This is a genomic window from Micrococcus sp. 2A (genome assembly GCF_039519235.1).
Lineage (GTDB): Bacteria > Actinomycetota > Actinomycetes > Actinomycetales > Micrococcaceae > Micrococcus.
Window position 1 is genome coordinate 558,008 of the sequence record NZ_CP154351.1, and the last position, 23,010, is coordinate 581,017.

Below are 23,010 nucleotides of genomic sequence, written 5' to 3' on the forward strand. Positions count from 1 at the left end.
CTGTGCCGGGCACCGCACCGCTGTGCCGGTCACCTCACCGCTGCGCCGGTCACCTCACCGCTGTGCCGGTCACCTCACCGCTGTGCTGGGCGCAGTACTGCTGTGCCGGTCACCTCACCGCTGTGCTGGGCGCAGTACTGCCAAGTAATCGGCGGCCTACTTGGCAGTACTGCGCCCAGCGGGCGGGGGTGCTGCCTCAGAACCAGCGCTGCTCCGCGGCGGAGGCGAGGGCGGCGTCGTCGCGGGAGGCACGCCGCTCCAGGACGCGGGCGGCGCGGTCCCGGCGGCCCCACCACAGCGCCAGCAGCACCCCGACGACGGCGCCGGCCAGGTGCCCCGTCCAGGACAGGCCCGGCTGGGGCAGCAGGCCGAGGAGCGAGGAGCCCAGGTGGGTCACCGCCACGACCACGGAGACCACGACGGCCAGGGCGCGCCGGGCCACGATGCCGTAGACGAGCAGGAACGCGATGAGCGCGTAGACGATGCCCGAGGCGCCGATGTGCACCCCCGGCGTGCCGATGAGCCAGGTGAGCAGGCCCGAGCCGAGCCACGAGGCGGCCAGGAGCGCGACCGGGCGGCGGGAGACGAGCGCGGCCACCGGGCCAAGGACGATCAGCGCCGTGGTGTTGCCGATCAGGTGGCCCCAGCCGGCATGGAGGAGTGGGGAGAAGAGCACGCCGTCCAGGCCCCCCAGGTGGCGCGGGATCAGCCCGGCGCCGGGGATGATCAGGCGGCCGCCCACGATCAGCACGAGCTGGGCGATCCACATGAGGACGATCAGCACGGCGGTGGGGGCGGCGGCGCGCAGCAGGCCGGCACTGGCGCGGTCGGCGCGGGAGGCGAGGCCGGCGCCGCGGGAGGACTCGGGGGACGCGAGGGGGCCGGGGGTGCTGCGCATGGGGGCTCCTGACGGAGGACGGGGTGGGCTGGGCCCCAGTCTAGGAAGCCGGCCCGGCCGATGCCCGGATTCTTCATCCAGGGTTCACCCTCGGCGTCGCCCGCGTTCCCCGCGCGGACCTAGCGTGAGCCGCAGGCGGGCGCCGCCCGCCCTTCACCCCGGCACAGGAGGCACGCAGCATGGAGCAGCAGGCGCAGACCGCGGAGACGGGCACCCGGAGCCCGCGGGGGGACAGGGCGAGCGTGGGGGAGCGCTCCTACGTGGTGGACACCTCGGTGCTCCTCTCGGATCCGCGGGCGCTGCTGCGCTTCGCCGAACATGAGGTGATCCTGCCGCTTGTGGTGATCTCCGAGCTCGAGGCCAAGCGCGCCGATCCGGACCTGGGCTACTTCGCGCGCACTGCGCTGCGCATCCTCGACGACCTGCGCACGCGCCACGGCGCCCTGGACCGCGACGTCCCGCTCACGCCCGAGGGCGGGACCCTGCGGGTTGAGCTGAACCACGTCTCCACGGACGTCCTGCCGTTCGGCATCCGCGGGACGGACAACGACTCGCGCATCCTCGCCGTCGCGAAGGCCTTCGCGGACGAGGGGCGGGAGGTGACCGTGGTGTCCAAGGACCTGCCGATGCGCGTGAAGGCCGCGGCCATGGGCCTGTCCGCAGACGAGTACCGCCACGAGCTCGTGCGGGACTCGGGCTGGCGCGGCACCGTGGCCCTGCCGCTGGACGAGGAGCGGCTCGACACGCTGTACGAGGAGGGCGTGGTCTCCCTCGAGGGCGTGCCGCTCGCGGACCTGCGCGGCACGGGTGTGGAGGAGCGCCCGGGGCAGGAGCAGCCGGGCGCCGAGAGCCTCCCGGTGAACACGGGGCTGGTGCTCTCCTCGACGCGCGGCTCCGCACTCGCCCGCGTGGTCGACGGCGGCCGGGCGCGCCTGGTGCGCGGGGACAAGGACGTGTTCGGACTGCACGGCCGCTCGGCGGAGCAGCGCCTGGCCATCGACCTGCTGATGGACTCCAGCGTCGGGATCGTCTCGCTGGGTGGCCGCGCGGGCACGGGCAAGTCGGCCCTCGCGCTGTGCGCAGGCCTGGAGGCCGTCATGGAGCGCCGGGAGCACCGCAAGGTCGTGGTGTTCCGGCCGCTGTACGCCGTGGGCGGCCAGGAGCTCGGCTACCTGCCCGGCGGAGAGGGCGAGAAGATGGGCCCGTGGGCGCAGGCGGTGTTCGACACCCTCTCCGCGCTCGTCTCCCCGTCCGTGATCGATGAGGTGACGGACCGCGGGATGCTCGAGATCCTGCCGCTCACCCACATCCGCGGCCGTTCCCTGCACGACGCGTGGGTGATCGTGGACGAGGCGCAGTCATTGGAGCGCAACGTGCTGCTGACCGTGCTGAGCCGCATGGGCAGGAACTCCAAGGTGGTGCTCACCCACGACGTCGGCCAGCGGGACAACCTGCGCGTGGGCCGGCACGATGGGATCGCGGCCGTGGTGGAGACCCTGAAGGGGCACCCGCTGTTCGGGCACGTCACCCTCACCCGATCCGAGCGCTCGCCGATCGCGGCGCTGGTGACCGAGCTGCTCGAGGAGGAGCGCTGAGCGGGAGGCCGCGCCGGAGATGACAGAGGGGCCGCTGCACAAGGCAGCGGCCCCAACGGCGGGGGTGCTCGGCCCCGCGGAGGGGGGATTGGGGACCGAGGAAGCCCGCCACCATGGCCCCTCAAAAACGGGATCGGGGCCATGGAGTCTCAGGAATGATCCGACCCTGGGGCCTGACCATCACTGAACTGTAGCCCCACTCTTGCGGCAGACGCAACGTTGTGTTCCGTATGTGAGAGAGCTGACGGCGGGCCGGGAGAAGTGCGGCGCGTCGGGATCCGCGGCCTGTGGATGAGCGGGTGCGCGCCAGGGAGACGGCCCTACGCTGGGCCGGGGAGGGGGGGTGGTCCGCATGGGCTGGTGGGCATGGGCGGTGGCTGCCGGGCACATCACGACGGCGGCGGTGTGGGTGCTGGCCGTCGCGTGGTTCGCGCTGTGCTGCGCGGTGCTCGTGCGGACGGACCTGCGGGAGCACCGGCTGCCGAATCGCTGGACCCTGCGGCTCGCGCTGGGCGGGCTCGTGGGGATGGCCGGGGGAGCGGCGCTCGCGGGACGGTGGGACCTCGTGGCGGGCGGCGTGCTCGGCGGGCTCGGCTACGCCGTGGCGATGTTCGTGCTGCATCTGCTCAGCGGAGGCGGCCTCGGCATGGGCGACGTGAAGCTCGCCGCGGGCCTGGGCCTCTACACGGGCGTGGCTGGCGGGCCGGCCGCCGTGGTGGCGGCCGGCGTCGGGGCGATCCTGCTGGGCGGGCTCACAGCGCTCGTGCTGGTGGCGCTGCGGCGGGCGAGCCGGTCCACTGCGCTGCCGTTCGGGCCGGCGATGGTGGCGGCGGCCGTCGGGGTGCTGGTGATGGTCCGCTGAGAGTCCTGACGACGTCCAGGGGGCGCGGCTCAGACTGGCGCCCGGGTCGTCGTGGTCGGTCACGGCGGGTCCTTTCGAGACTCTTCGGCGCGGCCACCACAGATGCCAGAGTCGCCGACACCCCGACGCACAGCGAAGGCCACCTCCCGCCGGGAGGTGGCCTTCGTCGTCGTGGGTCAGGGCAGCGGCGCTCAGCCGCCCGGGAGGATCACTCCGGGTGCGTCATGGACATGGTGTCCAGGGCCTTGTCGAGCTGCTCCTCGGTGACCTCGCCGCGCTCCACGTAGCCGAGGTCCACCACGGCCTCGCGCACGGTCATCTTGTTCTTCACCGAGTGCTTGGCGATCGCGGCGGCGGCCTCGTAGCCGATCACCTTGTTCAGCGGGGTGACGATGGACGGGGAGGCGCCGGCCAGGAAGGTGCAGCGCTCCTCGTTGGCCTCGAGGCCGTCGATCATCTTGTCCGCCATCACGCGGGCGGTGTTGGCCAGCAGGCGGATGGACTCGAGCAGGTTGGCGGCCATCACGGGGATGCCCACGTTCAGCTCGAACGCGCCGTTGGTGGAGGAGAGGGCGATCGTGGTGTCGTTGCCGATCACCTGGGCGCACACCATGATGGCGGCCTCGCAGATCACGGGGTTGACCTTGCCCGGCATGATCGAGGAGCCCGGCTGCAGGTCCGGGATCGCGATCTCGCCGAGGCCGGTGTTGGGGCCGGAGCCCATCCAGCGCAGGTCGTTGTTGATCTTCATGATCGAGTAGGCGATGTTGCGCAGCTGGCCGGAGGCCTCGATCAGGCCGTCGCGGTTGGCCTGCGCCTCGAAGTGGTCGCGGGCCTCGGTGATCGGCAGGCCGGTCTCCTCGGCGAGCAGCTCGATCACGCGGGCGGAGAAGCCCTTCGGGGTGTTGATGCCGGTGCCGACGGCGGTGCCGCCGAGGGGCACCTCGGCCACCCGGGGCAGGGAGGCGTCGATGCGCTCGATGCCGTAGCGCACCTGGGCGGCGTAGCCGCCGAACTCCTGGCCCAGGGTCACCGGGGTCGCGTCCATGAGGTGGGTGCGGCCGGACTTCACGATGCCGGAGAACGCCTCGGCCTTCCTCTCCAGTGAGGCGGCCAGGTGGTCCAGGGCCGGCTTCAGGTCGTTGATCAGCGCGCCGGTCACGGCCACGTGCACGGAGGTGGGGAACACGTCGTTGGAGGACTGCGAGGCGTTCACGTGGTCGTTCGGGTGGACGGTCTCCTCGGAGCCGGCCGCCTGGAGCGACTGCGTGGCGAGGTTCGCGAGCACCTCGTTGGTGTTCATGTTCGAGGAGGTGCCGGAGCCGGTCTGGAACACGTCGATCGGGTACTGGTCGTCGTGCTCGCCGGCGATCACCTCGTCCGCGGCGGCCACGATCGCGTCCGCGCGCTCCTGGGAAATGATCCCGAGCTCGGCGTTCGCCTTCGCGGCGGCCTTCTTGATCTGGGCCAGCGCGTGGATGTGGGCGGGCTCGAGGGTCTTGCCGGAGATCGGGAAGTTCTCCACGGCGCGCTGCGTCTGGGCGCTGTAGAGCGCGTCGACCGGGACCTTCACCTCGCCCATGGTGTCGTGCTCGATGCGGAACTGCTGATCAGTGTTCTCTGCGGTCATGGCCACATCCTAGGACGGCGCGGGCGCCCGGTGCCGTACCGGACGCCCGACGTCGTCACACCGTCATGTCGCCGTGCACGCGCGCGGTTCAGGCCGCCTCCGGCGTAACCCACGAACAGTTGAGGTCGGCAGTCCACTCCTTTGGCACACCCTGTGGGGTGACGTCGACTGTGAGCATTTCCGCACCGCCCTCACAGGCTTTACGTGTTTCCTCCACCGTTGCGGACCAGGAGGGCCCCCGGGTCGCCCATTCATCACCACGGGAGTCAGCTACGGAGCCCACGAGTATCAAGCCGACGGTTGCAGCCCTCACGCTTCGTCCCCAGGCCGTTCGAGGGTACTCACTGAGGAGCACAGCGAGGCTAGCACCGACCATGAGCGAGGGGATCAGGGCGTACCGCGATGCGCGTGCGACGCCGTGGGCAACATCGATCTCGTGCGGGTCCATGAAGTTCACGGTCGCGACAAGGAAGAGGAAGCCAGCCGCCGCGAGCAGGGCGGCCATCCACTTCTGCTGCGTGTGTAGCCGGCGGAATCCAATGAGGTAGAGCAGAGCGAATGTGACGATCGTGAGGACTGTCACCGCAAGTGGCCCTGCAATCGCCAGGGCGGCCGTCGTCCCCGTCTCACCGAGGACCGCCTCAGTCAAAGAGCGCACGACCATGTTCTGTGTGTTGATCAGTGGATCCACGAAGAACTCGGGGAGAAACGACCCCCTCGCCTCTGGATTGAGGAGTGCGATGTGTAGAGCGGCGGCAGGGAAGTACAGTGCCGGGACGATTTTCGCGCGGCCTTCCAAGGCGAAGAGCCGCCACAGCGCGACGGGCGCGAGCAACAAGGCCAGGGGGTCGCTCAGCACTCCCAGGATGAGGAGCACGCTGGCCAGGATGATGAGCCCCAGACGCTTGAACGAACCCAGCAGGGCCATGGTTGCCGCGGTGTCAAGGAACCAGCGGAGATTGGTGACGTTTCCCAGGACTTCCTGCTGGCCAATACCGCCGAAAATGACAAGACCGGCGGCGCCTAGCGCCCACCCCCATCGACGGACGTAGGGGGACAGGACGGCGAAGACGAGGACCATTAGCGCCACGCGGAGACCTGCGCTCCCTCCAGCGACGCACGCGGCGAAGGCCTCCGGCGGGGCCGCTGCACACGTCTGGGTGACCAGTCGGGGGCCCACATGGAGATAACCGGTGTAGGTCGTGAGGAGCGACTCGCCCGCCTGTTCGCCGCTGAGGAAAATGAGGCCGTCCTCTTTATGGAGATGGTCTGTAAAGGGGCCATAAATCCGCGGGGTGAGTAGCCATGCGAACCCGACTGCAGCCAAGACAAGGAGTGCCATTCGGGCCCTACGCGCATCGGGCAGGAAGCTTTCCATGGTAGGACCTCGCCATGACAACGGGCTGTGGCCCAGTTTCCGTCTCATCGAATGTGTATCCCTATGTTTGGGTCGGAGTGCCGCCGGTTGGTTTCATGTCCTGCTAACAGCAGAAGAGTCGGTGGCTCTCTGCAGTGTTTTCGGGGCCACCGCAACGCGTGCCTCAGCTGAGCTGTTGGAGCCCGAGGTGTCCTTGGAACACCCTGTGCTTTGTGCGGGCTGCGGCACATCCTAGGACGGCGCGGACGCCCGACGTCGTCACACCGTCAGGTCGCCGTGCACGCGGCCCGGTCGCGCGGTGCCCTCGGACAGCGAGTAGGTGAGCCCGACGACGGCGGTGCGCCCGGACTCGACGGCCGCGCGGACGGACTGTGAGGTCTCCATGAGGTGGTCGCAGGTCTGGTCCACGTGCTCGACCACGAACTCGTCGACCTCCTCCAGTCCGCGGCGACGCCCGGCCAGCACGGACGGGATGATGCGCTCCACGAGGGGGCGCACGAAGCCGCGCGGCATCGTGCCGGAGATGTAGGACTCGACCGTCGCGGTGACGGCGCCGCACGAGTTGTGGCCCAGGACGATGACGAGCGGGATCTCCAGCACGTCCACGCCGTACTCGATGGAGCCCAGCACGGCGTCGTCGATCACGTGGCCGGCCGTGCGCACCACGAACACGTCGCCGAGGCCCAGGTCGAAGATGATCTCGGCCGCCAGGCGCGAGTCGGAGCAGCCGAAGATCACCGCGACGGGGGCCTGACCGGCCGTCAGGCCGCTGCGGCGCTCCGCGTTCTGGTTCGGGTGGCTCGGCTCGCCCGCCACGAACCGGCGGTTGCCCTCGGCGAGGACCTCCCACGCCTCGGCGGGGGTGAGGTCGGAGGTGGGGACGACGACGTCGGGGGCCGGCGTCGTCTCGGGTCGGGTGTGGGGGGTGGTCATCGGATCTCCTTTGCGACGGCGCGGGCCAGGTCTTCCAGGACCTCGCGTCCGCCGGTGGTGGTCAGCACCACGATGCTGCCGTCCACCTCGGCCACGAAGTGCTGCTCGGCGGACTCCTTGGGCTCCATGTGCTGCCACGTGATCCCGTCCACGTCCACGGACTCCTCGGCCGGGGCGGTGCCCACGCGGAGCGCGAGCCAGGTGGGGTCGGCGTCCGCGGTCTGCCGCAGCCCGGCGAACACGGTGTCCGTCACCACCCAGCCGACGTCCCACGTCTGCAGCCCGTCCATCGGCTGCAGTCGGGCGTAGTTGGCGTACCAGGGCTCCGGGACCTCGGGGGCCAGGGCCGGGAGGGCGCCGTCGTCGTGAGGGACCGTGGCGGCGGCCTCCGCCACGTCCACCCGGTCCCCGGGAGCGCGCGGCGCGGGGTTCGGGTTGAGCGCGACCACCACGAGCACGAGGGCGAGGGTGGCGAGCACCGAGAGCAGCATGCCGATCCACGGCTGGTTGGCCCGCTGCGCCTGCTTGGCGGTCAGGACGGGGCGGGGCGCCGGCGCGGCCGGTGCGGTCTCGGGTGCGGGGGAGCTCACCCGAGGCATTCTGCCACTCCCGCCGTAGGATGACGGGGAGGGCAGAGCCGCCCACACGCCAGTCCGCAGCGACGGCGCACCGCGAGAAGGATCGGAGACACGATGACGAACGCGTCCTCGGAGAAGACCGGCTACGAGAACCATGTCCCGGACCGCAACCTGGCGATGGAGCTGGTGCGCGTGACGGAGGCGGCCGCCATCGCCGCGAGCCCGTGGGTGGGCTACGGCGACAAGAACAAGGCCGACGGTGCCGCCGTCGACGCCATGCGCTCCTTCATGGACACCGTGGCGATGGACGGCACCGTGGTGATCGGCGAGGGCGAGAAGGACGAGGCCCCGATGCTGTTCAACGGGGAGAGGGTCGGCGACGGCGCCGGCGCCCCCGTGGACGTGGCCGTGGACCCGATCGACGGCACCCGCCTCACCGCGATGGGCTACAACAACGCCCTCTCCGTGTTCGCCGTGGCCGAGCGCGGCACCATGTTCGACCCCTCCGCCGTGTTCTACATGGACAAGCTCGTGGTGGGCCCCGAGGCCGCCGACTTCGTGGACATGCGCCTGCCCGTGAAGCAGAACGTGAACCTCGTGGCCAAGGCCCTCGGCAAGCCCGTCTCCCAGGTGACCGTGTGCGTGCTGGACCGCCCGCGCCACGAGGGCCTCGTGAAGGAGATCCGCGCGGCCGGCGCCCGCGTGAAGTTCATCCTCGACGGCGACGTGGCCGGCGCGATCGCCGCGGCCCGCCCGGACACCGGCGTGGACATGATGATGGGCATCGGCGGCACCCCGGAGGGCATCGTCACCGCGTGCGCCATCAAGGCCACCGGCGGCGTGATCCAGGGCCGCCTGGCCCCCGTGGACGAGGCCGAGCGCCAGAAGGCCCTCGACGCCGGCCTGGACCTGGACGCCGTGCTCACCACGGACGAGCTCGTCACCTCGGACCACTGCTACTTCGCCGCCACCGGCATCACCGACGGCGACCTGCTGCGCGGCGTGCGCTTCGTGAACGGCCGCGTGCAGACCCAGTCGATCGTGATGCGCTCGAAGTCCGGCACCGTCCGCACCGTGGACGCCGAGCACGACGTCAAGAAGTGGGCCAAGTGGCTCGAGGAGCGCTGAGCCGCTGACCCCCACCCCCTGCCTTTTCGCTGGCGAAAGTGCTCAGTGGCGGGGCAGGCCCGCCGCGTGGACGGTCGCCGGGGCGCCGTCCGCGCTCGCGACGACGAGCGGGCCGCCCGCCGTCTCCGCGGCCGGCAGGAACACGGCCTCGCCCGGACCGAGCACGACCTCCTGCCCGGCGAGGGCGAGCCGGGCCCGCCCCCGGGTGACCACCGCGAGCCCGGGGCCGGAGAGCGTCAGCGCGCGGTCGCCGTCGTCGTCGAGGGTGGCCTGCAGCAGCTCGAACTCCTCGAACGGCGGCCGGTACGCCACCACGGAGTCCGCCACGCGCTCGGGCTCGGTGTAGGGCACGGGCAGCGCCTCGAACGCCACCACGCGCCGCAGCTCCGGGATGTCCACGTGCTTGACGGTCAGCCCCCCGCGCAGCACGTTGTCTGACGCCGCCATGACCTCCACGCCCAGCCCGTGCAGGTAGGCGTGCACGTTGCCCGCCGGCAGGTGCACCGCCTGGCCGGGGGCCAGGTCCACGCGGTTGAGCAGCACGGCCACGAGCACGCCCGGGTCGTCGGGGTGGTGCCGGGCCAGCTCGACGGCCGTGGCCAGCGCCGGGTCCTGCAGGATCAGGTGCTCCGCGCCCTGCAGCGCCTCCACGGCCTGGGCCACGGCGCCGGGGGCGGACCACGCGGACTCGCCGTCGAGCAGCGCGCAGAACGTCCCCTCCAGATCGCCCGTGGCGAGCGCCTGGCTCATGCGGGCGGCGGCGACGGCGGCCACGGACGTCTGCCCGTCCGCGTACTCGGTGAGGGTCTGGGCGAGCCGCTCGAAGCTCAGGGAGGACTCCTCGGTGGGGCGGAAGCCGCACAGGGCGGAGAACTCCGTGAGGGCCACGAGCATCTCGGGCTTGTGGTTGTCGTCCTTGTAGTTGCGGTGCGGCGCGTCGCGCGGCACGTCCGCGGCCTCCTCGGCGGCGAACCCGGCGCGGGCCTGCTCGAGCGTGGGGTGGGCCTGGATGGAGAGCGGCTGCCCCGCCGCGAGCAGCTTCACGAGGTACGGCAGCCGCCCGCCGGGGGCCGCGGCTCCCAGCATGGCCTCGGGGTCCGCGGCCACGAGCTCGTCGAGGCCCACGCGCCGCCCGTCTCCCATCGGAACGCCGCACGGGGCGCCGGGGTGGGCGCCGAGCCACAGCTCCGCCTCCGGCTCACCGGTGGGCTCGCGGCCCTGCAGACCGGCCAGCAGGGTGGTGGAGCCCCACGCGTAGTCACGGATGATCGGCTCGAGGACATGCATGCCCTCCAGCTTAGGCGAGGGGCATCGGGGCAGGCGGCTCAGGCCGGCGCGCACAGTCCGTTGGTCGAGGACACCAGGTTGAGCACGTCCTCCTGCCCGGCGTCCTCGGCCCGCATGAGGTCCTCGGCGGTGTAGGGCTGGCCGTCGGGCCGGGTGGGGGCCGCGGGCCAGGTGCTCGGGTCGTCCTTGTCCACGCCGTCCTCCTCCGCGGCGGCCTGGGACAGCACGGCGAGCAGCGGCAGCGGGCTCACGCCCGCCTCGCCCGTCCTGCCCGCCTCGCCCGTCCTGCCCGACGACGGCGCGTTCTCCGACGACGTGTCTGAGGAGGAGCCCGTCCCGGCGAGCGCCTCGTCCACGCGGCGGTGGACCTCGTCGTAGTCGGGGTAGGTGGTGAAGTGGTCCTCGGCGGTGCCGAAGTCCGGGGGGCCGATGGTCAGGCGCTCCATCTCCTGGCCGCGGGAGCGCTCGGCCAGGTCCACGAACGTGCCGAGCTGGCTCTGCGGCAGGTTGGTGGTGACCACCTGCTGGCCCGCCTTCAGGATCTCCTCGAAGCGGGTGAGCACGGTGGCCGGGGTGAACTGCTGCAGCATGGCGGCCTGCATGCACTGCTGGCGGCGGATGCGCGCGTAGTCCGAGGACCAGTGCCGCGAGCGTGCGAAGGCGAGGGCGTCTTCGCCGTTGAAGTGGTGCTCGCCCGGGGCCCACCACACGTTGCCCCACTCGCCGTCCGGGCGCTGTCCGCGGTGGGTGACGTACCCGCCTGAGACCACGTCCACGCCGCCCATGGCGTCGATCAGCTGGGCGAAGCCGCCCATGTCCATGAGTGCGTACCCGGTGATCTCCAGCCCGAGGATGCCGCCGGCGGCGTCCATCATGGCCTCCGCTCCGGGGTCGGCGGCCCCCGGGTAGAGGTCGGCGTGCTTCTTGGTGACGTCCATGTAGAGGGCGTTGAGGATGCAGTCGTCGCCGCAGGAGAAGCCGTCCGGGTACGCCTGCCACAGCGGCGAGTCCTGCGTGAAGGGCGCGTTCTGCAGGTTCCGGGGCAGGGAGAGCATCACCATCCGGCCGGTGCGCGCGTCCACGGAGGCCACGTGCATGGAGTCGGGCCGCAGCCCGGTGCGTCCCTCGCCGGCGTCGCCGCCCATCACGAGGATGTTGTAGCGGCCGTCGGCCTGGGCCACCGCCGGCCCGTCCCCGAACACCTGGCCGAGCGTGCTCCGGCCCGCGTTCATGGCCCAGCCGCCGTAGAGCAGCCCGCCGGTGGTGAGGAGCAGGGCGAGGATCGTGGACGCGGCGGTGAGGTTGCGCGCCCCGGGGGCGAGGAGGTTCACGCGGATCAGGCGGAAGGTGTCCACCCACAGCGCGCCCCAGCCCACGGCCAGCGCGACCAGCAGTGCGGAGAGCGCCAGCAGCACGGTGTCCTGAGCCAGGAGGTTCAGCAGGACGCCGCGGGCCGTCAGCCACAGCACGAGCCCCACGATCAGCACCGCCCACACGGCCATGGTCACGCGCAGCGCGAGGCGGCCGAGCCGGCGGCTGCCCGCCACCACCTGCGCGCCGCCGGGCACGAGGGCGGTGAGCGCCAGCAGGATGGCCCCGCGGCGGGTGCGCTCGGTGGGCGTGGCGGCGCGGGGGTCGCGGACGGGGTCCCGCAGGGGATCCAGGTGGTCGGCGGCGGCGATGCTGCCCATCAGCGCTCGGCGGCCATCCGGTCTCGCAGGCGGGAGCCCTTGGCCTGGGCCTGGGCGTTGAGGCCGGCGGCGTGCGCCACCAGGGCGTCCCGCAGGCGGGCGGCCTCCGCGCCCTCGCCCGCGGCGAGGATGCGGGCGGCCAGCAGGCCGGCGTTCGCGGCGCCGTCCACGGAGACGGTGGCCACGGGCACGCCGGAGGGCATCTGCACGATCGAGAGCAGCGAGTCCATCCCGTCCAGGCTCTTGAGCTTCACGGGCACGCCGATCACGGGCAGCGGGGTGACGGCGGCCAGCATGCCGGGCAGGTGCGCGGCGCCGCCGGCGCCGGCCACGATCACGCGGATGCCGCGCTCGTGGGCGCGCGCCCCGAACTCGACCATCTCGTGGGGCATGCGGTGCGCGGAGACCACGCCCACCTCGACGGGCACGCCCAGCTCGCGCAGGGCCTCGGCGGCCGCGCTCATCACGGGCCAGTCGGAGTCCGAGCCCATCACGACGGCGACGACGGGCGCCTCGTCCTGCAGCGGCTGGGTCAGGGGCGCGTCGGCCTGGGTCTCGGGTGCGCTCACGGGCGGGCCTCCGGGGTGTCGGACGCGGTGGCGTCGGGGGTGGTCGGGCGGGCGGACGACGACGGCGCCGCCTCCGCGCCGTCGCGCAGGATCGCCGCGGCGGACTCAGCCTCGGCGACGACGTCGGCGAGGGCCTCACCGGGCGCGGCGACCACGTTCACGTGGCCCACCTTGCGGCCCGGCGAGACGTCCTTGCCGTAGGTGTGGACCTTGGCCGCGGGGTGGGCCGCCATGGCCTCGGCGAAGCCGGCGTAGAGGTCCTCGCGCGCGCCGCCCAGGATGTTCTTCATCACCACGGTGCCGCGCGGGGCGGTCTCGCCCAGCGGCAGGCCGAGCACGGCGCGCACGTGCTGCTCGAACTGCCCGGTGACGGCGCCGTCCATGGACCAGTGCCCCGAGTTGTGGGGGCGCATCGCGAGCTCGTTCACCTGGAAGCCCGGGCCCACGCCGGGGGTCTCGAACAGCTCGACGGCCAGCATGCCGGTCACGCCGAGCTCCTCGGCGATCCGCGCGGCGGCGGCGCTCGCGGCCGCGGCCACGGCGGGGTCGAGGTCCGGCGCGGGGGCGATCACCAGGTCGCACACGCCGGCGGTCTGCACGGACTCCACCACGGGGTAGGCGGCGGCCTCGCCGGAGGGCGTGCGCGCCACCTGGACGGAGAGCTCGCGGGCGAAGGGCACGAGGGCCTCGGCCAGCAGGGGCGTGATGTCGGCCGCGAGCCACGTGCCCAGCGTGCCGTCCGCCGCGGACGCGCGGGCGTCGTCGGCGTCGTCCAGCGTGAGGACGCCCTTGCCGTCGTAGCCGCCGCGGGGGGTCTTCAGGATCATGGGCCAGCCGTGCTCGTCGCCGAACGCCACCACGTCCTCGAGCGTGTCCACCGCGGCCCACGCGGGGTTGGGCAGGCCCAGCCGCTCGACCGCCTCGCGCATCAGCAGCTTGTCCTGCGCGTACTGGAGCGCGTCCGGGCCGGGGTGCACGGCGACGTCGAGGGACTCCAGCGCGCGCAGGTGCTCGGTGGGCACGTGCTCGTGGTCGAAGGTGAGGACGTCCACGGTGGAGGCGAACGCGCGCAGCGTGGCCAGGTCCGTGTGGTCGCCCACCTCATGCGGGGCCACCTGGGCCGCAGAGGAGTCCTCCGCCTCCGCGAGGACGCGGAAGGGCACGCCCAGCTCCGCGGCCGGGGCCGCCATCATGCGCGCCAACTGGCCGCCGCCGATCACTCCGAGTCGAGGAAAAGTCACCTCGCCAGGGTAGTCCGGCGGTCTGGGAAGTCCGTCACTGATCTCTGTGAACCCGCCCACGCGCCCCGCCCGCCGCGCGTCGTCGCCCACACCCGGGGCTACAGTGTTCCCAGCCGTCCGGGGGGGGTCCGCTCTGCGCTCCCCCCTCTCTTCCCCTCCCCCATCCGAACGAGGTGCCCCCGCCCATGAACGATCTCTGGCAGCGCTTCACGGGGCTCGTCTCGATGCTCTGGCGCGAAGTCGCCAAGTTCGGCACCGTGGGCGCGCTGGCCTTCGTGATCGACTCCGCCGTGTTCTGGTGGCTCATGACCGGCCCCATGGAGGGCTCCAACGTCAAGGCGAAGATCTGGGCCGGCGTGGTGGCCACCCTCTTCAGCTGGGTGGCCAACCGCTACTGGACCTTCCGCCACAAGCGCCAGGCCAACGTGGTCCGCGAGCTCGTCATGTTCCTCGTGATGAACGCGATCGGCCTGGGCATCCAGGCCGGCTGCGTGTTCATCGCGCAGTACCTCATGGGCGTCACCGACCCCACGGGCCTGTTCATCGCCGGCAACGTGATCGGCCTCTTCTTCGGCACGACGTTCCGGTACTTCGCCTACCGCTTCTGGGTGTTCAAGGACGAGCTGGACGCCGAGCCGGGCTACGAGGGGGACATCGCCCTCCTCACGGGCCAGCTGCCGGTGTTCCACCACCACGACCGGCACCCGGGCGAGCCCATGTCCCAGGACGACGCCGTCACCCCCGAACGCTGACCGCCCGACCCGCGTCCCACGCCTCCAGCGCGTGACGCACGGAGGCGAGGCTGAGGCGCGCCCGCCCCGACCCCGTCGTGGCATCCCCCTTCTCCCCGACCTCCTCCCCGACGCCGTCGGCCCCCGCCGGCAGCATCCCCGGCGTCACGTGGTCCACGGGGCCGGGGAGCGCGTCCGGCTGCGCGCGGATCTCCGCCGCCACGTCCACGACGCCGGGCTCCAGGTCCGCGTCCCCGCCGAACTCGGGCTCGAGCCCGCGCGGCAGCGCGACGGCGAGCACCGCCGTCGCCGGGTCCGTCCAGTCCTGCGGCCGGTCGGTGAGCACCGCGGCGGGCGCGGGGGAGGGACCCGGGCCGGCGCCGCCGTCGTCGGGAGCCCCCGCCGAGAGCTCGGCGCCCGCACACAGCGCGCCGAGCGCGAGGGCGTGGGAGAGCCAGTGCTCGGGCAGGTCCACGTGCACGGCGTCACCGGGGGCGATGCCCTCGTCCGCCAGCAGGCCGGCCGCCTTCGCCGCCCAGTTCACGGTGACCGCGCCGGAGAGCTCGATGCGCTGGTCCACGGCGCCATGCTCGTCCGCCGCGGGGGCGCCGGCCGGGGAGGGCTCCTGCACGATCGCGGGGCGCGGGGAGGAGGCGAGGCGGGCCACGAGCGGGCCGCCGGAACGGGGCGTGGAGAGGGAGACCATGGGGCCAGTGTGGCACCCTTCCCGCGGGGCGGATCGGCCTCGGCGGCTGCGAATCACACCCGTGTAACTCCCCGTGTAGGGTGTGCTCTGAACCATGCACGCAACGCCCCGGGAGGCCGTCATCATGGAGAGCATGCAGCGCGCCGAGGACGCATTCGCGGGGGAGTCGCGTCAGGCCGCCGCTCGCGCCCGCGCCGTGCCGAGCGACTGGTTCCTGGACCCCGCGGATCCGGCCGCCGGCTGGGCGCAGGAGGAGGGCCTGGAGGCGCAGGCCTCGGCCTTCCTCGCCGCCCACGACGTCGACGACGCCCCGCGTGCCACCGTCACCGCCCTCTTCCCGCAGCAGGTGCCGCAGCAGCCCGCGCCCGCTGTGGCCCCGGCCGTCGGATCCCCGTGGGAGGCGCTGCCCGGCGTCGTGACGGAGCCCGTGGAGGGCGACCTCGCGTGGCAGGTGGACGCGCTGTGCGCGCAGACGGACCCCGAGGCGTTCTTCCCGGAGAAGGGCGGCTCCACGCGCGAGGCCAAGAAGGTGTGCGCCGCGTGCGACGTGCGCCGCCAGTGCCTGGACTACGCCATGGCGAACGACGAGCGCTTCGGGATCTGGGGTGGGCTCTCCGAGCGGGAGCGCCGCCGCCTGCGCCGTGAGCGCGGCTGAGTCCCAGGGCCGTCCGGCCCGCACTGCGGGCTAGGCCCGGCCCCAGCTCGGGTCCAGCACCTGAGGGTCCACGCCGAGGGCCTGCGCACACCGGCTCAGCGCCACGCCGTAGACCGCGCCGTCCAGGTCCCCCGGGTCCGCCGACTCCATGAGGGGACGCTCGAACAGGGTGAGCAGCACGCCGTCGGGGCCCTCGCGCTCCGCCCGCGCGAACAGCGACTCCTCGTCCTGCTCCGCGCCCGCGTGGAGCAGCCGCAGCCGTTCCTCCAGGCGGTCCGGGATGCGCTCGACGCGCACGGTCACGCGGGCCAGGCCCGGCGCCTCGAGGTCGCCCAGGCGCTCCACCGCCTTCTCGACGGCCGTCAGCAGCGCCTCGCTGCGGCCGCGCTCCGAGCGGGCCCCGAAGGGGCGCGGGTGTCGGAGCCCGCGGGCGTGGCGGTCGCGCAGGCCGGAGCGACGGCGCCGTCGTCGCCTGCCGGCCCCCGGGGAGCCGTCGTCCGCTCCGCTGCCCGCGCCCGTCCCGTCGCGCGGCGCGTCACCCGTTCCGCCGCCCGGCACGGGCGCGAGGGGGTCGAGGGGGTCCGGCGCGGTCATGCGGACACTGTAGGACACGAGGCCCGGGGCGGGCCCGGCGCCCGGGGCCGAGTAGGCTGGGTCGCCGTGGGAGCCATGCGACGCTGCAGCAAGACCGGATGCCAGGGGGACGCCCTGGCCACGCTGACGTACAACTACGCGGACTCCACGGTGGTGATCGGCCCGCTCTCGCGCCGCGCCGAGCCCCACACCTACGACCTCTGCGGCGAGCACGCCCGCCGCACCACCGCCCCCCGCGGGTGGGAGGTGCTGCGCCTCGCGCTGCCCGAGCGCTACGAGCCGGTCCCGCCGCAGGGCGCCGCCGGCGCCGTGCCCCCGGCCGAGGCGCCGCCCGCGCCGTCCGCCTGCGCCGCTCCGCCCGCGCCCGCCGCGCGCCCGGGCCTGCGCCTCGTCCGCGACGAGGGGCCCGAGAATCCGGTGCACCCCTGACACCTTCTGGCCGCCCCCGGGGGAGCTGACCGGTGACGGAGCCGCCGACGATTCTGTGGGCACCCGGCCCGCGGGGGCGCCCACGTCGGTAGGCTGACCGCATGACTGAGACCCCCGCCAGCCCCGCCGTGCCCCGCACCCCCGACGTCGACCCGGCCTACGCCAACCGCGCCACCGTCCCCGGCGCCACGTTCGACTTCACGGTCCGCGACCTGGGCCTGGCCGAGGCCGGCCGCCACCAGATCCGCCTCGCCGAGCACGAGATGCCGGGCCTGATGTCCCTGCGCGAGGAGTATGCCGAGTCCCAGCCGCTCGCCGGCGCGCGCATCGCCGGCTCGCTGCACATGACCGTGCAGACCGCCGTGCTGATCGAGACCCTCACCGCGCTCGGCGCCGAGGTCCGCTGGGCCTCCTGCAACATCTTCTCCACGCAGGACGAGGCCGCGGCCGCCGTCGTGGTGGGCTCCGGCACCCCCGAGGAGCCCGCGGGCGTGCCCGTGTTCGCGTGGAAGAACGAGTCCCTGACGGACTACTGGTGGACCGCCTCCCAGATCCTCACGTGGCCCGGCGCCGCCGAGGACCCGGAGAAGGGCCCCAACATGATCCTGGACGACGGCGGCGATGCCACCCTGCTCGTGCACAAGGGCGTGGAGTTCGAGGCCGCCGGCGCCGTGCCGTCCGCCACCGAGGACGACCCGGAGGAGTACCGCATCGTCCTCGAGACCCTGCGCCGCTCCCTCGAGGAGGACCCCCAGCAGTGGACCCGCACCGCGGAGACCCTGCGCGGCGTCTCCGAGGAGACCACCACGGGCGTGCTGCGCCTCTACCAGCTGGCGCAGGAGGGCACGCTCCTCTTCCCGGCCATCAACGTGAACGACTCGGTCACGAAGTCCAAGTTCGACAACAAGTACGGCATCCGCCACTCGCTGCCGGACGGCATCATGCGCGCCACGGACGTGCTGATCGGCGGCAAGGTGGCCGTGGTGTGCGGCTACGGCGACGTCGGCAAGGGCGCCGCGGAGGCGCTGCGCGGCCAGGGGGCCCGCGTGATCGTCACGGAGATCGACCCGATCTGCGCGCTCCAGGCCGCGATGGACGGCTACCAGGTGGCCACCCTCGACGACGTCGTGGGCCTCGGCGACATCTTCGTCACCACCACGGGCGGCAAGGACATCATCATGGCCGAGGACATGCTGCGCATGAAGGACAAGGCCATCGTGGGCAACGTCGGCCACTTCGACAATGAGATCGACATGGCCGGCCTGGGCCGCGTGCCGGGCGTGGTGAAGACCGAGATCAAGCCGCAGGTCCACGAGTGGACGTTCGAGGCCGGCACGGACGCCGAGCGCTCGATCATCGTCCTCTCCGAGGGCCGCCTGCTGAACCTCGGCAACGCCACCGGCCACCCGTCCTTCGTGATGTCCGCGTCCTTCACCAACCAGGTGATGGCGCAGATCGAGCTGTTCGGCGGCTCCACCGGCACCGGCGCCCTCACCGGTCAGCACTACGAGAAGCAGGTCTACACCCTGCCGAAGATCCTCGACGAGAAGGTGGCGCGCCTGCACCTGGACGCCCTTGGCGTCGGGCTCTCGGAGCTGACCAAGTCCCAGGCCGAGTACCTCGGCGTGGACGTGGCCGGCCCGTACAAGTCCGACCACTACCGCTACTGACCCCCTCGCGCCGCGGAGCCTCCGGGGTGCCCACCGCAGGACCGATCAAGGAGACACCCATGAGTTCATTCCCGGCGGGCCGCGGGCGCGAGGAGCGCTCCGGGTCCGGCAGTGCCGACTCCGGAGAGTTCGAGTCCGGCCTGGACTACGGCGCCTTCGCGGAGGATGAGCCGCAGACCGACCGCACCCAGGCGCTGCCGCGCACGGGCGCGGACGGAGGCGACCAGCACACCACCGCCCTGGACCCGGACGAGCTGGCCCGCCTGCGCGGCGCCGACGCCCCGTCCGGGGCAGCGGGGTCCTCGGCGGCGGCCCCGGCCGAGGACATCGTGGCCTCGCGGCCGGTGGCCAGCACCACGCCCCTGCACGTCGAGGAGCCGGCGCGCCGCACCGCGCCCATGGAGGCCGTGGCCCCCGCCGCGGCCGCCCAGGCGTGGCCGGGCGCTGCGGGCGCGCCGGCGGCGGGCGGCCGCCCGGCGGGCGCCGTGGCCGAGGGGCCGAGCCCCGAGGAGCGGGCGCGGCTGCCCAAGGGCGGCCCGCGCGTCGCGCAGACGCTGCTGGCCATCCTGGCGCCGCTCTGGCTGCTGCTGACCGCCGTGAAGCTTGTGGCGAGCCCGGCGTTCCTGTGGCTCGAGTACCACCGGCCCGGCTTCCCGGCGGACCGCTTCGGCTTCACCATGGACGACCGCATGCACTACGGATCCGCGGGCCTGGACTACCTGGGCAACCTGGCGGGCACGCGCTACCTCTCGAGCCTGACGCACGAGGGGGCGCGGCTGTTCACGGAGCCGGAGATCGCCCACATGGCGGACGTGAAGACCGTGATGCTGTGGGCCACTGTGGCCCTCGTGGTCCTGACCGTGCTGTGCATCCTGCTGATCGTGCACCTGCTGCGGAACAACCCGGGCGGGGTGCGCCGCGCCCTCTTCGCGGCGGCCGCCTGGTTCCTCGTGGCCCTCATCGTGCTGGCCGTCCTGGCCGTCATCGGCTGGTCCTCGTTCTTCGCGGGCTTCCACTCGCTGTTCTTCGCGGACGGCACCTGGACGTTCTCCGTGCAGGACGCGCTGATCCGCCTGTACCCGAGCCAGTTCTGGATCGACGCCGCCGTCGCGGTGGGCCTCATCAGCCTGCTGACCGCCCTGCTCACGCTCGTCTTCACCTGGCCGACGCGCCGCCGTCGCGAGCGCACCGCGGACCAGCGCAGTGCCTTCGAGTCCACGCGCCTGCGCTGGGCCCGCGAGGAGGACGCGCAGCTGCGGTGACGGGCCGCTGAGGCCCCCGCACGAACGCGCCCCGCCCCCCTGTGATGGGAGGCGGGGCGCGGTGCGTCCGGCGGGTGTGCGGGTCTCAGGAGGACGGGGACCCGTCCACGAACGGGTAGTCCGTGTAGCCGTGCGCCCCGCCCGTGTAGAACGTCGTCGGGTCCGGCTCGTTGAGGGGCAGCCCCTCGCGCCAGCGGCGCGCCAGGTCCGGGTTGGCGATCAGCTCGCGGCCCACGGCCACCGCGTCGGCCATGCCGTCCTCCCCGATCCGGCGGGCCTCCTCCAGGCCCGTGACCGCGCCGAAGCCGCTGTTGAGCACCAGGGGTCCGGAGAAGGACTCGCGCAGGTGCGCCGCGAGGTCACCGGCCACGTCCTGGTGGAGGACGGAGAGGTAGGCCAGGTCCAGGTCGGCGAGGCCGGCCAGGAGAGCGTCGTAGGTGGCCAGGACGTCCGCGCGGTCCTCCTCGATGGTGCCCTGCACGTTGTGCTCGGGGGAGATGCGCAGGGCGGTGCGCTCGGCGCCGATGGCCTGGGCGACGGCGCGCACCACCTCCACGGTGAGGCGCGCCCGGTTCTCCGGGGAGCCGCCGTAGGCGTCCTCGCGGGTGTTGCTGGAGGGTGCCAGGAACTCGTGGAGCAGGTACCCGTTGGCGCCGTGCACCTCCACGCCGTCCAGCCCGGCCTCGACGGCCCGGCGGGCGGCGTCGACGAACTCGGCCACCACGCGGGGCAGCTCGTCCGTGTCCAGGGCGCGGGGCACCGGCCCCTCCGTCTTGCCGCTGAACCCGCGCACCGGCACCCCGGGGGCGATGGCGCTGGGGGCCTCCGGCTCCGCGCCGCGCAGCAGGTCCGGATGGCACATGCGCCCGCCGTGCATGACCTGGACGAACACGTGTCCGCCGGCCTCATGGACGGCCTGCGCCACGGCACGCCACCCCTCGGTCTGGGCGTCGTCGGCGAGGCCGGTCTGGCCGGGGAACGCCCGGCTGCGGAAGGAGGGGAAGGCGCCCTCGGTGACGAGCAGTCCGGCAGTGGCGCGCTGGGCGTAGTGCTCGGCGTGCAGCTCGGTGGGGACGCCGTCCTCGCCCGCCCTCTGGCGGGTCAGGGGGGCCATGACGATGCGGTTGTCCAGGCGCAGGGCGCCGACGTCCAGGGGGTCGAACAGGGAGGGCACGGTGGTTCCGATCGCTCGGGGAGATGGTCCTCCGCGCCAACCGGCCGCCGCCGGAGGTTATTCCGGAGGCACGGCCGCGCCGCGTCTCATCGGCGGTAGAGCGCCTCGATGTCCGCGGCGTAGTCGGCGAGCACCTGGGAGCGCTTGAGCTTCTGGGACTGCGTCATGTGGCCGGAGGCCTCGGTCAGCTCGTGGTCCAGGATGAGGAAGCGGCGGATGGACTCGGCGCGGGAGACGCCCGCGTTGACGGCGTCCACCTGCTCCTGGATCGCCGCCAGGACGGCGGGGTGCGTCGCGGCCTCCTCCAGGGTGAGGTCGAGCTCGCGGTCCATGCTCCAGCGCTTGAGCTCGTCCGGGTCCAGCGTCAGGAGGGCGCCGACGAAGGGGCGGTCGTCGCCGACCACCACGACGTGCCCCACGAGCCGGTGCTCGCGCAGCTTCTCCTCCATGGGCGCCGGGTAGACGTTCTTGCCGCCCGCGGTGACGATGATGTCCTTCTTGCGGCCGGTGATCCGCAGGAAGCCGTGCTCGTCGAGGGAGCCGAGGTCGCCGGTGCGGAAGAAGCCGTCCTCCATGACCGCGGCGCTGGCCTCGGGCTGCTCGTGGTAGCCGCCGAACACCACCGGGCCGGAGAGCAGGATCTCCCCGTCCTCGGCGATGCGCACGGTCACGCCGGGCACGGGGAGGCCCACGGTGCCCACGCGCATGGCGGCGGGGATGTTCACGGTGACGGGCGCCGTCGTCTCGGTGAGGCCGTAGCCCTCCACGATCGGCACGCCGACGCCACGGAAGAAGTGCACCAGCTCGGAGGAGAGCGCGGAGGCGCCGGAGACGCAGGAGACGACCTCGCCGCCCAGCGCCTGACGGATCTTGCGGTAGACCAGGCGGTCGAAGAGGGCGTGGCGGGCGCGCAGCGCGCGGGAGGGGCCGGGGCCGCCGTCGTACGCGCGGGCCTCCTCGGCCTCGGAGAACGCGATGGCCGTCTTCTTCGCGGCGGCGTAGATCCGTCCGGTCCCGGCGCGCTCGGCATTGGCCGCGACGCCGGCCTCGAGCTTCTCGAACACGCGCGGCACGGCGAGCAGCCAGGTCGGGCGGTAGGAGGGCAGGTCCTGCATGAGCGTGGCGGGGGAGGGGGCGTGCGCCACCTGGATCCGCGCGTAGAGGCAGATGACCTGCACGGCGTGGGCCAGCACGTGGGCGAGCGGCAGGAACATCAGGGTTCGGGAGTGGAGGCCCGGCCCCCACTGGACGACGTCGCGCGCGAAGTGCAGCACGTTGATCGCGGCCGCCGCGAAGTTCCCATGGGTGATGATCGCGCCCTTGGGCGAGCCCGTGGTGCCGGAGGTGTAGACGATCGAGGCGGGGTCGGCGAGGGACGGGCGCGCGCGGGCGGCCTCGAGGTCCTCGGGGGCGACGGCGGCGCCGTCCTCCTCGAGGGCGGCCAGGCCCGCCTCGGACAGGGGGAACAGGTCCAGCTCGACGTCGGCCGACGTCGCCGCGGCGCGGGCGAGGTCGCCGAGCGTGTCATCGGCGTGGGCCAGGACGCGGGTCCCGGAGTCGGCGAGGATGTGGCGGACCTGGCTCTCGGAGGAGGTCTCGTAGATCGGCACGGAGACCGCGCCGGCGAACCACACCGCCTGGTCGAGGACAGCCCACTCGTAGCTCGTGGGGGCGAAGATCGCGACCCGGTCGCCGGGGGCCACGCCGCGGGCGATCAGTCCCCGCGCGACGGCCCGGACGCGGTCCAGAAAGGCGCCGAAGCGGACGTCCGTCCAGCCGCCGGCGCCGTTGCGCAGGGCGTAGACGGGCGCCGTCGGGTCCTCGGAGCACGAGGCGAGGATGAGGTCGGTGAGGTTGCTGTCCGCGGGAGGCATCGCCACGAGGTCGGTGGCGGACTCGGTGAGCGGGCTGGAAGTGGTCACCCCCCGAGGGTAGCCATACCGGTGGTCGCCGTCAGTTCCATGTACCCACGGCAGGGCAGGCTATGCCAGGCCGGGGT

21 protein-coding genes are annotated in these 23,010 nt (G+C 73.1%); 8 read left to right on the forward strand and 13 right to left on the reverse strand.

Annotated features, from left to right (window positions below; all coding sequences use genetic code 11):
- Window positions 1-196: 196 nt before the first annotated feature.
- A complete protein-coding gene (locus tag AAG742_RS02615; protein ID WP_343282248.1) occupies window positions 197-898 on the reverse strand; it encodes a rhomboid family intramembrane serine protease in 702 nt (233 codons plus the stop codon).
- A gap of 179 nt (window positions 899-1,077) precedes the next feature.
- Here AAG742_RS02615 and AAG742_RS02620 point away from each other — a divergent pair, with 179 nt between their 5' ends.
- Window positions 1,078-2,493, forward strand: coding sequence for a PhoH family protein (locus AAG742_RS02620; protein ID WP_319075101.1), 1,416 nt, complete (start codon window positions 1,078-1,080; stop codon window positions 2,491-2,493).
- Between the two features lie 352 nt (window positions 2,494-2,845).
- Window positions 2,846-3,355: a prepilin peptidase gene (locus AAG742_RS02625; protein ID WP_343282249.1), complete on the forward strand. Its 510-nt coding sequence runs from the start codon at window positions 2,846-2,848 to the stop codon at window positions 3,353-3,355.
- A gap of 208 nt (window positions 3,356-3,563) precedes the next feature.
- Here the strand turns inward: AAG742_RS02625 and AAG742_RS02630 are convergent, their stop codons facing one another.
- The 4 genes from AAG742_RS02630 to AAG742_RS02645 form a co-directional block, all read right to left on the reverse strand.
- Entirely contained in the window at window positions 3,564-4,985 is a 1,422-nt protein-coding gene (locus tag AAG742_RS02630) for a class II fumarate hydratase (protein ID WP_343282250.1), read from the reverse strand.
- Between the two features lie 88 nt (window positions 4,986-5,073).
- The gene (locus AAG742_RS02635; protein WP_343282251.1) at window positions 5,074-6,363 is read right to left on the reverse strand and encodes a hypothetical protein; all 1,290 of its coding nucleotides are present in this window, start codon (window positions 6,361-6,363) and stop codon (window positions 5,074-5,076) included.
- Between the two features lie 258 nt (window positions 6,364-6,621).
- Window positions 6,622-7,296: a carbonic anhydrase gene (locus tag AAG742_RS02640; RefSeq protein WP_343282252.1), complete on the reverse strand. Its 675-nt coding sequence runs from the start codon at window positions 7,294-7,296 to the stop codon at window positions 6,622-6,624.
- Complete coding sequence (locus AAG742_RS02645; protein ID WP_248115436.1) at window positions 7,293-7,895, reverse strand: DUF4245 domain-containing protein; 603 nt, start codon at window positions 7,893-7,895, stop codon at window positions 7,293-7,295. Before AAG742_RS02645 ends, AAG742_RS02640 begins: the two co-directional genes overlap by 4 nt.
- Window positions 7,896-7,988: 93 nt before the next feature.
- Between AAG742_RS02645 and glpX the strand changes: the two genes are divergently transcribed.
- On the forward strand, window positions 7,989-9,002 hold the full coding sequence (gene glpX / locus AAG742_RS02650) for a class II fructose-bisphosphatase (protein WP_248115437.1): 1,014 nt from the start codon (window positions 7,989-7,991) through the stop codon (window positions 9,000-9,002).
- 42 nt (window positions 9,003-9,044) lie between these two features.
- Here the strand turns inward: glpX and manA are convergent, their stop codons facing one another.
- The 4 genes from manA to AAG742_RS02670 form a co-directional block, all read right to left on the reverse strand.
- Window positions 9,045-10,289, reverse strand: a complete 1,245-nt coding sequence (gene manA, locus AAG742_RS02655; protein WP_343282253.1) for a mannose-6-phosphate isomerase, class I — start codon at window positions 10,287-10,289, stop codon at window positions 9,045-9,047.
- A gap of 38 nt (window positions 10,290-10,327) precedes the next feature.
- Entirely contained in the window at window positions 10,328-11,980 is a 1,653-nt protein-coding gene (locus AAG742_RS02660; protein ID WP_343282254.1) for an LCP family protein, read from the reverse strand.
- Window positions 11,980-12,471 carry a 5-(carboxyamino)imidazole ribonucleotide mutase gene (gene purE / locus AAG742_RS02665; protein ID WP_248115509.1) on the reverse strand — a complete coding sequence of 164 codons (492 nt, stop codon included), beginning with the start codon at window positions 12,469-12,471 and terminating at the stop codon, window positions 11,980-11,982. Before purE ends, AAG742_RS02660 begins: the two co-directional genes overlap by 1 nt.
- Window positions 12,472-12,545: 74 nt before the next feature.
- Window positions 12,546-13,790: a 5-(carboxyamino)imidazole ribonucleotide synthase gene (locus AAG742_RS02670; protein ID WP_319075091.1), complete on the reverse strand. Its 1,245-nt coding sequence runs from the start codon at window positions 13,788-13,790 to the stop codon at window positions 12,546-12,548.
- 185 nt (window positions 13,791-13,975) lie between these two features.
- On the opposite strand from AAG742_RS02670, the gene AAG742_RS02675 reads away from it, so the two are divergent.
- Window positions 13,976-14,542, forward strand: a complete 567-nt coding sequence (locus AAG742_RS02675) for a GtrA family protein (RefSeq protein WP_343282255.1) — start codon at window positions 13,976-13,978, stop codon at window positions 14,540-14,542.
- Here AAG742_RS02675 and AAG742_RS02680 read toward each other — a convergent pair.
- Window positions 14,526-15,227, reverse strand: a complete 702-nt coding sequence (locus tag AAG742_RS02680) for a TIGR03089 family protein (RefSeq protein WP_343282256.1) — start codon at window positions 15,225-15,227, stop codon at window positions 14,526-14,528. The two genes, AAG742_RS02675 and AAG742_RS02680, sit on opposite strands and share 17 nt — an antisense overlap.
- Window positions 15,228-15,351: 124 nt before the next feature.
- Between AAG742_RS02680 and AAG742_RS02685 the strand changes: the two genes are divergently transcribed.
- On the forward strand, window positions 15,352-15,882 hold the full coding sequence (locus AAG742_RS02685) for a WhiB family transcriptional regulator (protein ID WP_343282416.1): 531 nt from the start codon (window positions 15,352-15,354) through the stop codon (window positions 15,880-15,882).
- A gap of 30 nt (window positions 15,883-15,912) precedes the next feature.
- On the opposite strand, the gene AAG742_RS02690 is transcribed toward AAG742_RS02685, so the two are convergent.
- Window positions 15,913-16,476: a hypothetical protein gene (locus tag AAG742_RS02690; RefSeq protein WP_298714108.1), complete on the reverse strand. Its 564-nt coding sequence runs from the start codon at window positions 16,474-16,476 to the stop codon at window positions 15,913-15,915.
- Between the two features lie 75 nt (window positions 16,477-16,551).
- Here AAG742_RS02690 and AAG742_RS02695 point away from each other — a divergent pair, with 75 nt between their 5' ends.
- From AAG742_RS02695 to AAG742_RS02705, 3 genes are all read left to right on the forward strand, one after another.
- Entirely contained in the window at window positions 16,552-16,905 is a 354-nt protein-coding gene (locus tag AAG742_RS02695; protein WP_248115511.1) for a DUF3499 family protein, read from the forward strand.
- Window positions 16,906-17,006: 101 nt separating this feature from the next.
- Complete coding sequence (gene ahcY / locus AAG742_RS02700; RefSeq protein WP_298714110.1) at window positions 17,007-18,575, forward strand: adenosylhomocysteinase; 1,569 nt, start codon at window positions 17,007-17,009, stop codon at window positions 18,573-18,575.
- A gap of 59 nt (window positions 18,576-18,634) precedes the next feature.
- Window positions 18,635-19,837, forward strand: coding sequence for a TIGR01906 family membrane protein (locus AAG742_RS02705; RefSeq protein ID WP_298714112.1), 1,203 nt, complete (start codon window positions 18,635-18,637; stop codon window positions 19,835-19,837).
- An 85-nt stretch (window positions 19,838-19,922) separates the two neighbouring features.
- On the opposite strand, the gene AAG742_RS02710 is transcribed toward AAG742_RS02705, so the two are convergent.
- Both AAG742_RS02710 and AAG742_RS02715 read right to left on the reverse strand, forming a co-directional pair.
- A complete protein-coding gene (locus AAG742_RS02710; RefSeq protein WP_298714115.1) occupies window positions 19,923-21,011 on the reverse strand; it encodes an alkene reductase in 1,089 nt (362 codons plus the stop codon).
- Between the two features lie 86 nt (window positions 21,012-21,097).
- Window positions 21,098-22,933, reverse strand: a complete 1,836-nt coding sequence (locus AAG742_RS02715) for a long-chain fatty acid--CoA ligase (RefSeq protein ID WP_343282257.1) — start codon at window positions 22,931-22,933, stop codon at window positions 21,098-21,100.
- Window positions 22,934-23,010: the final 77 nt, after the last annotated feature.

Bases quoted from the DNA above. Each gene is read 5' to 3' on its own strand.
- manA (WP_343282253.1), bottom strand. From the start codon at position 10,289: ATGCATGTCCTCGAGCCGATCATCCGTGACTACGCGTGGGGCTCCACC.
- AAG742_RS02625 (WP_343282249.1), top strand. From the start codon at position 2,846: ATGGGCTGGTGGGCATGGGCGGTGGCTGCCGGGCACATCACGACGGCG.
- AAG742_RS02640 (WP_343282252.1), bottom strand. From the start codon at position 7,296: ATGACCACCCCCCACACCCGACCCGAGACGACGCCGGCCCCCGACGTC.
- AAG742_RS02615 (WP_343282248.1), bottom strand. From the start codon at position 898: ATGCGCAGCACCCCCGGCCCCCTCGCGTCCCCCGAGTCCTCCCGCGGC.
- AAG742_RS02680 (WP_343282256.1), bottom strand. From the start codon at position 15,227: ATGGTCTCCCTCTCCACGCCCCGTTCCGGCGGCCCGCTCGTGGCCCGC.
- AAG742_RS02660 (WP_343282254.1), bottom strand. From the start codon at position 11,980: ATGGGCAGCATCGCCGCCGCCGACCACCTGGATCCCCTGCGGGACCCC.
- AAG742_RS02645 (WP_248115436.1), bottom strand. From the start codon at position 7,895: ATGCCTCGGGTGAGCTCCCCCGCACCCGAGACCGCACCGGCCGCGCCG.
- AAG742_RS02675 (WP_343282255.1), top strand. From the start codon at position 13,976: ATGAACGATCTCTGGCAGCGCTTCACGGGGCTCGTCTCGATGCTCTGG.
- ahcY (WP_298714110.1), top strand. From the start codon at position 17,007: ATGACTGAGACCCCCGCCAGCCCCGCCGTGCCCCGCACCCCCGACGTC.
- glpX (WP_248115437.1), top strand. From the start codon at position 7,989: ATGACGAACGCGTCCTCGGAGAAGACCGGCTACGAGAACCATGTCCCG.
- AAG742_RS02635 (WP_343282251.1), bottom strand. From the start codon at position 6,363: ATGGAAAGCTTCCTGCCCGATGCGCGTAGGGCCCGAATGGCACTCCTT.
- AAG742_RS02620 (WP_319075101.1), top strand. From the start codon at position 1,078: ATGGAGCAGCAGGCGCAGACCGCGGAGACGGGCACCCGGAGCCCGCGG.
- AAG742_RS02695 (WP_248115511.1), top strand. From the start codon at position 16,552: ATGCGACGCTGCAGCAAGACCGGATGCCAGGGGGACGCCCTGGCCACG.
- AAG742_RS02705 (WP_298714112.1), top strand. From the start codon at position 18,635: ATGAGTTCATTCCCGGCGGGCCGCGGGCGCGAGGAGCGCTCCGGGTCC.
- AAG742_RS02630 (WP_343282250.1), bottom strand. From the start codon at position 4,985: ATGACCGCAGAGAACACTGATCAGCAGTTCCGCATCGAGCACGACACC.
- AAG742_RS02690 (WP_298714108.1), bottom strand. From the start codon at position 16,476: ATGACCGCGCCGGACCCCCTCGACCCCCTCGCGCCCGTGCCGGGCGGC.
- AAG742_RS02685 (WP_343282416.1), top strand. From the start codon at position 15,352: ATGGAGAGCATGCAGCGCGCCGAGGACGCATTCGCGGGGGAGTCGCGT.
- purE (WP_248115509.1), bottom strand. From the start codon at position 12,471: ATGGGCTCGGACTCCGACTGGCCCGTGATGAGCGCGGCCGCCGAGGCC.